At 67.4% G+C, this 12570-nt stretch carries 12 protein-coding genes; 6 read left to right on the top strand and 6 right to left on the bottom strand.

Features of this window, described 5'->3' with window-relative positions; all coding sequences use genetic code 11:
* The first annotated feature begins 7 nt into the window (after positions 1-7).
* On the top strand, positions 8-493 hold the full coding sequence (locus BMZ69_RS05630) for a glycosyltransferase family 2 protein (RefSeq protein ID WP_092155587.1): 486 nt from the start codon (positions 8-10) through the stop codon (positions 491-493).
* A gap of 3 nt (positions 494-496) precedes the next feature.
* Here the strand turns inward: BMZ69_RS05630 and BMZ69_RS05625 are convergent, their stop codons facing one another.
* From BMZ69_RS05625 to BMZ69_RS05610, 4 genes are all read right to left on the bottom strand, one after another.
* Positions 497-1384 (bottom strand): KPN_02809 family neutral zinc metallopeptidase, encoded by an 888-nt coding sequence (locus BMZ69_RS05625; RefSeq protein ID WP_092155586.1) that lies wholly within the window; start codon positions 1382-1384, stop codon positions 497-499.
* Positions 1385-1457: 73 nt separating this feature from the next.
* A complete protein-coding gene (gene cydB, locus BMZ69_RS05620) occupies positions 1458-2462 on the bottom strand; it encodes a cytochrome d ubiquinol oxidase subunit II (protein WP_092155585.1) in 1005 nt (334 codons plus the stop codon).
* 12 nt (positions 2463-2474) lie between these two features.
* Positions 2475-3905: a cytochrome ubiquinol oxidase subunit I gene (locus BMZ69_RS05615; protein ID WP_092155584.1), complete on the bottom strand. Its 1431-nt coding sequence runs from the start codon at positions 3903-3905 to the stop codon at positions 2475-2477.
* Positions 3906-4045: 140 nt separating this feature from the next.
* Complete coding sequence (locus BMZ69_RS05610; protein WP_092155583.1) at positions 4046-4846, bottom strand: uracil-DNA glycosylase; 801 nt, start codon at positions 4844-4846, stop codon at positions 4046-4048.
* Between the two features lie 178 nt (positions 4847-5024).
* Between BMZ69_RS05610 and BMZ69_RS05605 the strand changes: the two genes are divergently transcribed.
* The 3 genes from BMZ69_RS05605 to BMZ69_RS05590 all read left to right on the top strand — a co-directional run bounded on the left by BMZ69_RS05605 (position 5025) and on the right by BMZ69_RS05590 (position 9992).
* Positions 5025-6704, top strand: coding sequence for an electron transfer flavoprotein-ubiquinone oxidoreductase (locus BMZ69_RS05605; RefSeq protein ID WP_244543225.1), 1680 nt, complete (start codon positions 5025-5027; stop codon positions 6702-6704).
* A 460-nt stretch (positions 6705-7164) separates the two neighbouring features.
* Positions 7165-8925 carry a tetratricopeptide repeat protein gene (locus BMZ69_RS05600; RefSeq protein WP_244543224.1) on the top strand — a complete coding sequence of 587 codons (1761 nt, stop codon included), beginning with the start codon at positions 7165-7167 and terminating at the stop codon, positions 8923-8925.
* A gap of 182 nt (positions 8926-9107) precedes the next feature.
* Positions 9108-9992 (top strand): 4-(cytidine 5'-diphospho)-2-C-methyl-D-erythritol kinase, encoded by an 885-nt coding sequence (locus BMZ69_RS05590; protein WP_092155581.1) that lies wholly within the window; start codon positions 9108-9110, stop codon positions 9990-9992.
* Positions 9993-10002: 10 nt separating this feature from the next.
* On the opposite strand, the gene BMZ69_RS05585 is transcribed toward BMZ69_RS05590, so the two are convergent.
* Entirely contained in the window at positions 10003-11019 is a 1017-nt protein-coding gene (locus BMZ69_RS05585) for a polyprenyl synthetase family protein (protein WP_244543223.1), read from the bottom strand.
* A gap of 184 nt (positions 11020-11203) precedes the next feature.
* On the opposite strand from BMZ69_RS05585, the gene BMZ69_RS05580 reads away from it, so the two are divergent.
* Positions 11204-11437, top strand: a complete 234-nt coding sequence (locus tag BMZ69_RS05580) for a putative signal transducing protein (protein ID WP_092155830.1) — start codon at positions 11204-11206, stop codon at positions 11435-11437.
* A complete protein-coding gene (locus tag BMZ69_RS05575) occupies positions 11434-12213 on the top strand; it encodes a tRNA1(Val) (adenine(37)-N6)-methyltransferase (RefSeq protein ID WP_092155579.1) in 780 nt (259 codons plus the stop codon). The genes BMZ69_RS05580 and BMZ69_RS05575 overlap by 4 nt, the downstream gene beginning before the upstream one ends.
* Before the next feature lie 9 nt (positions 12214-12222).
* On the opposite strand, the gene BMZ69_RS05570 is transcribed toward BMZ69_RS05575, so the two are convergent.
* Positions 12223-12504: a hypothetical protein gene (locus BMZ69_RS05570; RefSeq protein ID WP_092155578.1), complete on the bottom strand. Its 282-nt coding sequence runs from the start codon at positions 12502-12504 to the stop codon at positions 12223-12225.
* Between the last annotated feature and the right edge of the window lie 66 nt (positions 12505-12570).

Raw genomic sequence — 12570 nt, 5'->3', positions numbered from 1 at the left:
AGCGCCCATGATCACCGCCGTCATCCGGGCCAATCGTGACGCCGAGGCGCTCGCCGCGACCTTGTCCGTCCTGATTCCGGCGGTGGCGAAGGGCGTGATCGGCCATGCCGTGGTGATCGACGACGGCGACGATGCCGCGATCGCGCGCCTCGCCGACGAGACCGGCGCCAGCTATGTCAGGGCGAAGAATGGTGAGGCCTGGTCCAGAGGCGTCGCTGAGGCGCGTGGCGACTGGGTGATCCTGCTCGAGGCCGGCGACCTGCCCGAGCCGGCCTGGACGCCGAGCATCGAGCGGCATCTGTTGACCGCGGCGACGCGGCCGGCGCTGATGCCGCTGCGCGGCGTCGCAGCGCTGCGGGAGTGGGGCGCGGTCTCGCTGCGTTCGCGTGGCGTCAGGGCAGGGCTGCTGGCCCCGAAGAAGCAGATCCTCTCCGGCAAGCTGGCGCGGGCGCCGCGCCGGCTCACCGTCCGCCGCGAGCGCGCCGCGCTCTGAGACTCAGAGCTGGTTGGTCCGGAAGGTGTCGCAGCTCTGCATGTTGCCGGACTTGAAGCCGGTGTTGAACCAGCGCGTGCGCTGCGCCGACGAGCCGTGCGTGAAGGAATCAGGCACGACGACGCCGCGGCCCTGCTGCTGCAGCTTGTCGTCGCCGATCGCCGAGGCGGAGCGCAAGGCTTCGTCGATGTCGCCGGGCTCGATCCGGTCCATCGCCTGGATGTTGTAGGCCCAGACGCCGGCGAAGCAGTCGGCCTGCAATTCGGTCCGCACTGAGAGCTGGTTCGATTCGCGCTCCGAGACGCGCTGACGCAGCTCGTTCACCTTGGGCAGGATGCCGAGCAGGTTCTGGATGTGATGGCCGACTTCGTGGCCGACGACATAGGCATAGGCGAAGTCGCCGCCGCCGCCGAGCTTGCGCTGCATCTCCTGGAAGAAGGAGAGGTCGAGATAGACCCGCTGGTCGTTGGGGCAGTAGAACGGCCCCATTGCCGCCTGCGCCGTGCCGCAGCCGGAGCGGTCGACGCCGCTGAACAGCACCAGCTTCGGCGGTACGTATTTGCGGTTGGCCTGCTGCGGCAGCACCTTGCTCCAGATGTCCTCGTTCTGCGCCAGCACGGCCGAGACGAAGCGGCCCATCTCGTCCTGCGGCGGGCCGGCCGATTTGCGCTGTTCCTGCGTCGGCGCGCTGCGGCCGCCGATGCCGCCGATCAGCTCGGCGCCGCCGATCAGCAGGCGCGGATCGATGCCGAGCGCCCAGCCGAGCAGGCCGAGCACGACCATGGTGCCGATGCCGATGCCGCCGCGACCGCCCGGAAGTCCGGCGAATTCGCCGCCACCGCCGCGCCGGTCCTCAAGATTCTCGGACTGGCGATAATCTTCCCAACGCATGGCGAGGCCCTTGTTGCAGCGACGCCAATGTCGGCGAGCCGGGGGCGGAACTCAAGCCCTGCGGCGGAGGTGCTCAATGGTAGCCGGCATCGGCTTTCACCTTGCCGCGGAAGGTCCAGTACACGAAGGCCGTGTAAAACAGGATCATCGGCAGCAGGAAGGTTACGCCGATCAGCACGAAGACATGCGAGGCCGGCGCCGCCGCCGTGTCCCAGATCGTCAGGTCGGGCGGCACGAGATAGGGATAGTTCGAGATCGCCAGGCCGAGGAAGCAGAGCAGGAAGATGGCGATGGTGAAGGCGAAGGGCGTGAACTCATGCGCGCCATGCAGCCGCTTCCAGGCCATATAGCCGCAGACCGCGGTCAGCACCGGGAAGGGCCAGAGCAGCACGAGGTTCGACGGCGTGAACCAGCGCTCGGCGATGCGCGGATGGGCATACGGCGTCCAAGCTGAGACCAGCACGGCGAAGGCGAGCAGGCCGAGGAGCAGCGTCCTGGCCTGCCGGCGTGCCCGCTCCGCTACCGCCCCTTCCGTCTTGTAGACCAGCCAGGTCGCGCCCAATGTGGCGTAGCCGATGACGACGCCGGCGCCGCACATCAGCGTGAACGGGGTCAGCCAGTCGAATGGGCCGCCGGCGAACTGCTTGTCGACGACCTTCACGCCCTGCAGCAGCCCGCCGAGGATCAGCCCTTGCGCGAAGGCGGCTACCGTCGAGCCCGCCCAGAAGGCGAAGTCCCAGACCTTGTGACGGGGCTTCGCCACCCAGCGGAACTCGAAGGCGACGCCGCGGAAGATCAGCGCCAGCAGCATCAGGATCACCGGGATGTAGAAGGCCGGCATGATGATGGCGTAGGCATAGGGAAAGGCGACCCAGAGGCCGCCGCCGCCGAGCACCAGCCAGGTCTCGTTGCCGTCCCAGAACGGCGCGACCGAGTTCATCATCTGGTCGCGCTCGCTTTCGTCCCTGGTCGTCGGGAACAGGATGGCGATGCCGAGGTCGAAACCGTCGAGCACGACATAGAGCATGACGGCGGTGCCGATCAGTCCGGCCCAGATCACGGGGAGATACCATTCCATCTCAGGTTCTCCTCAGCTTGCCGGCTGGATCTTGTCGTCGCCGGGATGGCCGTCGCCGAAGATCGCCGAGGCCGGCGCCTGTGCTGCCTTGAGCGGCCGCTTCGACGGCTGCTCGGGCGGGTCCTCATGGCTGATCTCGTCCGGCCCCTTGTCGATCAGGCGGTTGATCAGAGCGATGCCGGCGGCGAAGACGACGCAGTAGACGAAGACGAACAGCGCCAGCGAGATCGCGACCTCGGCGGTGGTGATCGGCGAGACCGCGTCCTTGGAGCGCAGGATGCCGGTGGCGAGCCAGGGCTGGCGGCCGACCTCGGTGACGAACCAGCCGGAGAGGATGGCGATGAAGCCGGCCGGCCAGCTGTACTGGGCGAGCCAGAGCCAGCGGCGCGCCTCGAACACCGTGCCGCGCTTCCACAGAAAGGCGCCGACCCAGCCGAAGACGATCATCAGCGTGCCGATCCCGACCATGATGCGGAAGGCGAAGAACGGGATCAGCACCGGCGGCCGGTCCTCGACCTTGAAGTCCTTCAGACTCGGGAACAGCGCGTCCATGCTGCCATGTGTCAGCAGGCTGGCGACGCCGGGGATCGCGATCTCGAAGCGGTTCAGCTCGGCCTTCTCGTCGGGCCAGGCGAAGAGCACGAGCGCGCCGGGCTTGGACGAATCCCAATGCGCCTCGATCGCGGCGAGCTTGGCCGGCTGGTAGATCGCGGTCTGCTTGCCGTGGAAGTCGCCGATCAGGGCCTGCAAGGGTGCGGTCAGCGCGATCATCAGGATCGCCATGCGGACCATCGTCCTGGCCGATTCGGTGCGGTGCCCGGCGAGCAGATGGCGCGCGCCGGTCGCCAGCACGACGAAGGCGGTGGTGAGATAGGCCGCCGTCATCATGTGCGCGAAGCGCAAGGGGAAGGTCGGGTTGAACACGATCTTCAGCCAGTCGACCGGATAGGCGATGCCGTCGCGGACCTCGTGCCCGGCGGGATACTGCATCCAGCTGTTGGCGGAGAGGATCCAGAAACCGGAGAGGGCGGTGCCGCCGGCGACTATCACGGCCGAGAGGAAATGCAGCCAGGGCGGCACGCGCTTCCAGCCGAACAGCATCACGCCAAGGAAGGAGGCCTCGAGGAAGAACGCGGTCAGCACCTCGTAGCCGATCAGCGGCCCGATGACGTTGCCGACCGCGACCGAGAATCGGCTCCAATTAGTGCCGAACTGATAGGACAGCACGATCCCGGAGACCACGCCCATGGCGAAGGACACCGCGAAGATCTTGGTCCAGAACCGGGCGAGCAGATGGAACTTCTGGTCACCGGTCTTCAGCCAGAGGCCGAGCAGCGTCGCGATATAGGCCGAGAGCCCGATCGTGAAGGCCGGGAAGACGATGTGGAAGGAAACCGTGAAGGCGAACTGGATGCGTGACAGCAGAAAGGCGTCGATTTCCATCGCATCGCTCCGGCGTGCCGGCCACGAATGTCATGGCCGAATGACCCTGCTGGTTGCAGGGTCTACTTTGCACTCGGAATAATCAAGCCGACGTGACAGAGCAGCCGTCGGTGGTGACGCAGTGGCATCGCGCCGCTGCGTCAAAGCGCGTCGAGAGCGGCCTTGATCGCGCGCAGATCGCGCCAGGCCAGGCGCTTCTGGAGCGGCTGGCGCAAGAGATAGGCCGGGTGCAGCGTCGCGATCGCCCGGATCATGCGCCTGCCGGTGTCGTATTCCATCCAGCGCCCGCGCGAGGCCAGGATGCCGGAGACCCCAAGCAGGCCCTGGGCCGATGGCCCGCCGATGCAGATGAGGATGTCCGGATCGGCAAGCTCGATCTGGCGCTGGATGAAGGGCAGGCAGATCGCGACCTCCTGCGGCGTCGGTGTCCGGTTGCCGGGTGGGCGCCAGGGCAGGAGATTGGCGATATAGACATGCTCCTGCCGGGTGAGCCCGATCGCGGCCAGCATCCGGTCGAGCAATTGGCCGGAGCGGCCGACGAAGGGCAGGCCGGTGCGGTCTTCGTCGGCGCCGGGCGCCTCGCCGACCACCATGATCTTCCCGGCTGGATTGCCGTCGGAAAAGACCAGGTTCTTGGCGGTGGCCTTGAGCGGGCAGCCTTCGAAGCTCGCGAGCGCCGTCTTGAGCTCGTCCAGGGTCGTCGCCTCGCGCGCCAGCGCCCGCGCCGACAGCGCCGCCTCGTCGGGTGCTGTCGCGGCAGCCGCGTCCACGGGGCGGCGCGCAGCCTGCTGCGGTGCCGAGACGAGGCGTGCGACAGGCTGTCGCGCCGGCTCTGGCGCAGCTGCGAAATGGTCGTGCGGCGTCTCGTCGAGCGCTTCGGTGACGCCCATTTCGGCGTACCAGGCGATCAGTTCGGCGGCGGAGACGGCATCGAGGGACATGAACGGCAGAATACCGCGCCGCTTGGAACGAAGCGAGCCCGTTCGCTGTTGCAAAATGAGCGGGAGCCCCGGATAGAGGAATTCCAATCAGCCCCGGGGCAGCGCTTGGCGGGTTGATCAAGATAGTTCATATATAAACTATCTAATGATGCGAAGACGGCGCGGGGTGGAGGGCAGCATGGATCTGAAGGAAGCACAGAGCACGCCGCGCGAGAGCATGGATTATGACGTCGTCATCGTCGGTGCCGGCCCGGCCGGGCTCGCCGCCGCGATCCGGCTGAAGCAGCTCGACGAGAGCATCTCGGTCGTCGTGGTCGAGAAGGGCTCCGAGGTCGGCGCGCATATCCTCTCCGGCGCGGTCATCGATCCGATCGGCCTCGACAAGCTGCTGCCGGATTGGCGCGAGGACGAGGCTCGCCCGCTGCATACGCAGGTGACCGAGGACGTCTTCTATTTCCTCGGCCCGGCCGGCGGGGCGCGCCTGCCGAACTTCGCCATGCCGAAGCTGATGAACAACCACGGCAACTTCGTCGGCTCGCTCGGCCTTGTCGCCCGCTATCTCGCGGCGCAGGCCGAGGCGCTCGGCGTCGAGATCTATCCGGGCTTTGCCGCCGCCGAGTTGCTCTACAATGAGGATGGCTCGGTCGCCGGCATCGCCACCGGCGACATGGGCATCGCCAAGGACGGCACGGTCTCCGACCGCTTCACCCGCGGCATGGAGCTGCGCGGCCGCTACACCCTGCTCGGCGAGGGCGCCCGCGGCTCGCTCTCCAAGATCGCAATCAGGCGCTTTGCCCTGGACGAGGGCCGCGAACCGCAGAAATACGGCATCGGTCTCAAGGAGATCTGGCAGGTCAAGCCGGAGAAGTTCAAGAAGGGGCTGGTCCAGCACTCCTTCGGCTGGCCGCTCGACATGTCGACCGGCGGCGGCTCCTTCCTCTACCATTTCGACGACAACCTCGTCTCGGTCGGCTTCGTTGTCCACCTGAACTATTCCAACCCGACGCTGTCGCCTTTCGACGAGTTCCAGCGCTTCAAGACCCATCCGATGATCCGCGACGTCTTCGAGGGCGCCAAGCGCCTCTCCTATGGCTCGCGCGCCATCACCGAGGGCGGCTGGCAGTCGGTGCCGAAGCTGGTCTTCCCGGGCGGTGCGCTGATCGGTTGCTCGGCCGGCTTCGTCAACGTGCCGCGCATCAAGGGCAGCCACAACGCCATCCTGTCGGGCATGCTCGCGGCCGAGCATCTCGTGCCGGCGCTGGCGGCGGGCAGATCCCATGACGTGGTCGACGGGATCGAGGAGAGCTGGCGCGCCTCCGAGATCGGCCGCGACCTCAAGCTCGTGCGCAACGTCAAGCCGCTCTGGTCGAAGCTCGGCACGATCGGCGGCGTCATGCTCGGCGGCGTCGACATGTGGCTGAACCAGCTCTTCGGCTGGTCGCCCTTCGGCACGCTGAAGCACGGCAAGCCCGACCATGCCACGCTGAAGCCGATCGGCATGGTCACGCCGATCGTCTACCCCAAGCCCGACGGCAAGATCTCCTTCGACAAGCTCTCCTCGGTCTTCCTCTCGGCGACGAATCACGAGGAGGATCAGCCGGCCCATCTCAAGCTGACCGACCCGAACGTGCCGGTGCTGCAGAACCTGCCGATCTATGGCGAGCCGGCGCGGCTCTATTGCCCGGCCGGCGTCTACGAGGTCGTCTATGCCGATCCGGAGAAGCAGTCTCTGCCGCGCTTCGTGATCAACGCGCAGAACTGCGTGCACTGTAAGACCTGCGACATCAAGGACCCCGCCCAGAACATCACCTGGACGGTGCCGGAAGGCGCGGGTGGGCCGAACTACTCGAACATGTGACAGTGTTCGGCAGAAATGCTCAATAATAAAGGCCGCGCCGAATCTGTTCGGCGCGGCCTTTGTCTTGGTGCCGGATATGGCGACGAATCAGCCCTTGCGGACGATCGGAGCGGGCTTCTCGGGCTCCTTGGTGGCGCAGCCGCCAGCGATGCCGGCGAGCGTCAGGACCGCAGCGAGAGCGAGCGAGACCTTCTTCATTTGAAGTGTCCTAAACGAATCGTCGCGAATATCCGCGACGACGAATTCTATGCCGATTTGCTTTACGGAAATCTATCGTTCCAACTGCCGCTCAAGGCCGTCGATGGCGCTTTCACGTCAGCGTGACGTCGCTCGCGCAGCCCGACGTCGGACTTGTCGGCAGGCCTGGAAACGGCCATGTTGGCGGCCTAATCGTTCAGGTCACGGTCCCGTCCACGGACCAGTCCCCGGCGCCGGGGCGGACCGAGGGAGAAAGTCGAACGTGACGTTTCAGATTGATGGCCGTAGCGCCGCTTTGGTGCTGGCGTTTATCGCGGGCTTGCATGTCGGCATGCCGGCATTCGCGCAGGCGCGCCCGGTCGAGAAGTTCGAGCCGGCCGAAAGCCTCGAAGGCAATTACCTGGCCGCGGTGGTCGCCGGCTCGGCCCGCGATCTCGGCGCCGCCTCGATCTATCTGCGCGAGGCGATCAAGAACGATCCGCAGAACAGCGAACTGCTCGAACGCGGCTTCGTCGCCTTCCTCGCCGACGGCGCGATGAACGAAACCTTCCGTGCCGCCGAGAAGCTGATCCAGCGCGACGCCACCAACGGCCTCGCCCAGCTCGCCCTCGGCGTGCGCGCACTGAAGCAGAAGAACTATGCCGCCGCCCGCAATCAGCTGCAGCGCGGCGGTCGCGGCCGTTCCGCCGACATCACCGCGACCCTGCTCGCCGCCTGGGCCTATTCCGGCTCTGGCGAGACCAATCGCGCCATCGACACGCTGGAGCGCCTCAAGGGCGAAGCGACCTTCGATCGTTTCCGCGATTTCCATGCCGGGCTGATCCTCGACATCGCCGGCCGCCGCAACGACGCGAATCGCCGGCTCAAGGCGGCTTATGACGCCGAGAAGACCAATCTGCGCCTCGTCGATCTCTGGGCGCGCCAGCAGGCACGCTCGGGGGACAGCGAGGCGGCCCTGGCGACGCTGAACGATTTCGAGCAGCGCGTGCGCCCGAACCACCCGGTGGTGCGCGACGCCATCGCCAAGGTCAGCAGCAAGGAGCCGCTGCAGCGCATCGTCGGCAACACCCAGCAGGGCGCGGCCGAGGTGCTCTACGGCCTCGCCAGCGCCGGGATATTGCAGGGCGACGAGGCGACCGCGCTGCTCTATCTGCGTTTCGCCGTCTATCTCGACCCCGGCCACGACCTCGCTGTGCTGACATTGGCCGACATCCTGGAGCGCGCCAAGCAGACCGAGGACGCCGTCCAGGTCTACCGCCGCATGCCGGAGAATTCGCCGCTGCGGCCGGTCGCCGACATCCAGATCGGCCTCGGCCTCGAACAGCTCGGCAAGACCGAGGAGGCGGTCAAACACCTCGAGGGGATCATCGCGGCGCGGCCCGACGACATCGACGCGACCTCGGCCCTGGGCAACATCTATCGCTCGCGCAAGCGCTTCGAGGAGGCGGCTGCGACCTATGACAAGGCGGTCGCCAAGCTTGGCACGCCCGGCCGCTCCAATTGGGACCTCTTCTACTCGCGCGGCATCGCCTATGAGCGCATCAAGAAATGGCCCCAGGCCGAGGCCGACCTGCGCAAGGCGCTGGAGCTGATGCCCGAGGCTCTCGGCCGCGAGCGCGCGCTGGTGCTCAACTATCTCGGCTATTCGCTGGTCGACCAGAACCTCAAGCTCGAAGAGGCGCTCGGCATGTTGCGCCGCGCCGTCGAGCTGCGGCCCCGCGACGGCTACATCATCGACTCGCTCGGCTGGGCGCATTACCGGCTCGGCCGCTACGACGAGGCGGTGACGGAACTTGAGAAGGCGATGGAGCTGCGCCCCTCCGATCCGGTGATCAACGACCATCTCGGCGATGTCTACTGGAAGACCGGTCGCTATCTCGAGGCACGCTACCAGTGGAACTATGCCCGCGATCTCGGGCCTGAGCCGGAAGACCTGGCTCGCATCCAGCGCAAGATTGAGAAGGGTCTGGAAGATCCGGCGCCCTCGGCCAATGCGGCCGAGCCGAAGAAGGATGGCGGCTGAGCTTTCATCGCTCCGCGCTTTCTCGTCATGGTCGGGCTTGTCCCGACCCATCCACGTCTTCCTTCAGGCACGGGGGGTGCTCGAGACGTGGATGCTCGCCACAAGGGCGAGCATGACGAATTGGACCAGCGTGGTGGTTCCAAGCGTCCGGGCTCACGCCCTCGGAATCATGGCGTAACGACATGCTGCTCCCATTGACGACCCGCGCCCCGGCTAAGGTCAATCTCACCTTACGTGTCCTCGGCCGCCGGGCTGACGGCTATCATGAGCTCGACAGCCTCGTCGCCTTCGCCGGTGTCGGCGACGAGCTGAGCCTGACGCCGGGCGAGCCTGCCGGGGTGCAAGTTTCCGGCCCCTTCGCCGCCGGGCTGTCGAGCGGCGACGACAACCTCGTCCTCAAGGCCGAACGCGTCCTGCGCGAAGAGATCGCCGGCCTGCGCTCCGGCCGCTTCCATCTCGTCAAGCGCCTCCCTGTCGCCTCGGGGATAGGCGGCGGCTCGGCGGATGCCGCCGCTGCCTTACGCTTGCTGGCGCGGCTCAACGATCTGCCGCCGTCGCATCCGGCGCTGCTCGCCGCCGCCGGCCGGATCGGCGCCGATGTCCCGGTCTGCCTGGAGGCGCGCGCCCGCATGATGCGCGGCATCGGCGAAAGGCTCGGTCCGCCGCTGCGCTTGCCGCGGCTGTTCGCGCTGCTGGTCAATCCCGGAATGGCGGTCGAGACGGCACCGGTGTTCCGCACGCTCGGTCTTCAGGCAGGGCAGGAATACGCGGGTGGTGTCGCGGCGTTCGATGCAGATGGGTCCTCACCTGCGACCCCAGCGTCGTTGATCGTCGCTCTGGCCGCTTCCGGTAACGATCTCCAAGCGCCGGCGCGCGCGGTGGCGCCTGTTATCGGAGAGGTGCTGTCGGCGCTGTCGGCCACGCCCGGCTGTCGCCTGGCTCGGATGTCGGGCTCGGGCGCGACCTGCTTTGCGCTGTTCGACGATTGCCGCGCCAGCGCTGAGGCGGGGAAGCTCTTGGCTAAGCAGCAGCCCGGCTGGTGGATGAAGCCGACAGTGTTGAGATGATGCCCCCGCCTTAGTGCGCCCGCGCCACGCAGAAATCGACTGCGTCGTTGAGCGCCTGCTTCATCGGCGATGACGGGAACAGGCCGAGCGCGTCCTTCGCCATCTTGGCGTAGTGGCGGGCGCGCTCGATCGTGTCGGCCAGCGCCCCATGCTTGCGCATCAGCGCTTGCGCCTCCTCGAGGTCGCCGTCGCGGACCTCGCCCTGCTGCAAGGTGCGGCGCCAGAAGGCGCGCTCTTCCTCGTTGCCGCGGCGGAAGGAGAGCACCACCGGCAGGGTGATCTTGCCCTCGCGGAAGTCGTCGCCGACATTCTTGCCGAGCTGGCCCGAGGAGCCGCCATAGTCGAGCGCGTCGTCGACGAGCTGGAAGGCGATGCCGAGATTGAGCCCGTAGCTGCGGCAGGCGGCGGCCTCGCCCTTTGACGAGCCGGCAATCACCGGCCCGACCTCGCAGGCGGCAGCGAAGAGCTCGGCGGTCTTGCCGCGGATCACGGCGAGGTATTCGTCCTCGGTGGTCTCGGTGTTCTTGGCTGCGGCGAGCTGCATCACCTCGCCCTCGGCGATCACGGCCGCGGCGGTGGAGAGGATGTCGAGCGCGCGCAGCGAGCCGACTTCGACCATCATCTTGAAGGCCTGGCCGAGCAGGAAGTCGCCGACCAGCACGCTCGCTTCATTGCCCCAGAGCATGCGGGCGGCGGCCTTGCCGCGGCGCATATCGCTCTCGTCGACGACGTCGTCGTGCAGCAACGTCGCCGTGTGCATGAACTCGACGCTGGCCGCGAGCTTGACATGGCCCTCGCCGCGATAGCCGCACAGCGCTGCCGTCGCCAGCGTCAGCATCGGCCGCAGGCGCTTGCCGCCGGAAGAGATCAGATGGTTCGCGACCTCCGGGATCATCGTGACCTCGGAGCCGGTGCGCGACAGGATCATCGCGTTGACTCGCTCCATGTCGGCGCGCGTCAACCCGACCAGCGGCTCGATGCCGCCCTGGCTGGTATCCTTGTCTTCGAAAGCTACGACGACGCCCACGCGCAAACTCCGGCCTTGCCCTCGCGCATCCGCGCGTCCTTGCCCTTGCCACAAAGGTCGCATGCGTGGCCAGCCCCGGCAATCCTTTCGCGGCGCAGCAGTTTGACGCTGCGTTGCGGCGTCGCTGCCCGCAGTGACGATCTTTGCGCTTGCGCCGAACCGGCCCGCCGGGCTCCATGGCGGCATGCACGAACTCGTCCGCTCCAACGACATCGTCCTGCTCGGCGCCATCGAGGCTCTCCTGGCCTCGGCCAATCTCGATTGCCTGATCGCCGATCAGCACATGAGCGCGCTCGAAGGCATGATCGGCGCCTTTCCGCGCCGCCTGCTGGTGCGCGAGCAAGACAGCAAACGCGCTCGCGCATTGTTGATCGAGGCCGGCTATGGCGGCGAGCTGCGCCCTGCCGCTTCGTCATGACGGAATCGTCCGCGGCTGAGCCAGTCGCTCTTGGGGAGATCGCCGAAGACCGCCTGCTCGGCGGCCGGCTGCGGCTGCTGCAGCCGGTGAAGGGGCATCGGGCCGGGTCGGATGCGATCCTGCTCGCCGCGGCGATACCGGAACTGGGCGAGGGGCCGCTCGCCGATTTCGGCGCCGGCGTCGGCACGGTCGGGCTCAGCGTCGCGCTGCGCCAGCCGGCGCTCGATGTGGTTCTGGTCGAGCGCGATCCGGAGCTGGCCGCGCTGGCGGCCCGCAATGCCGGGCTGAACGGGCTGGACGGGCGTGCCCGGGCTGTTGTGGGAACGATCGGCGAGCGGAACGGCGATCTCGCACGCGCAGGGCTGTCGGCGGCATCGGTTGCCTGGGTCGCGATGAATCCGCCCTTTTTCGAATCAGGCGAGGTGCGTGCCTCTCCTGTCGCCAATCGGCGCGTGGCGCATGTCGCGGGGCAATCGCTAGGAGATTGGCTGAAGACTGTGCGCCATCTGCTGAAACCGGGCGGCGGCGTCAGCATCATCCATCGCGCCGAGGCCTTGGCAGCGATTCTCACAGGACTGGAGACCGGGTTCGGCGCGGTCGAGATTCGCCCGGTCCACAGCCAGGCCGAGCGCGCGGCGATCCGGGTGATCGTCTCCGCCCGCCTCGGCAGCAAAAAGCCGGCAGCGCTGCTGCCGGCTCTCGTTCTCAATGGCGCGGATGGGCGCTTCACCGCCTTCAGCGAAGCGCTCCACCGGGGCGAGGCATTGCTCGCCTAGGGGCCCGGCTCAGCGGCAGACGCGTACCGGGCGGATCACCCAGCGATAGCCGTTCCAGACCCGGCGATCGACGAAATAGCAGCGCGGACGATAGACCGGGCGGCCATAATAACGGCGCGGGCCGTAATAGGGCCGGCCATAATACTGGACCTGCTCGACCAGCCCGGCGCCCGTCGAGGCGGCGGGCGCGCCGGCCGCGATCGGCGCGGCACTGGCCGGGGCGACAGAGAGGCCGGTGACAAGGAGGGCGCCGGCACCGAACAGGGCGGCGGCGATACGGTTCGACAGCATGTGCATACTCCTGCTTGTCGCATCGGCCCGTCTCAAGCACTCGCCCCGAATGCCGCGGACCGTTCG

Source organism: Allobosea sp. CRIB-10 (assembly GCF_900112185.1).
GTDB lineage: Bacteria > Pseudomonadota > Alphaproteobacteria > Rhizobiales > Beijerinckiaceae > Allobosea.
The sequence above is the reverse complement of the archived record's forward strand: the minus strand, read 5'-3'. Positions and strand labels throughout refer to the sequence as shown.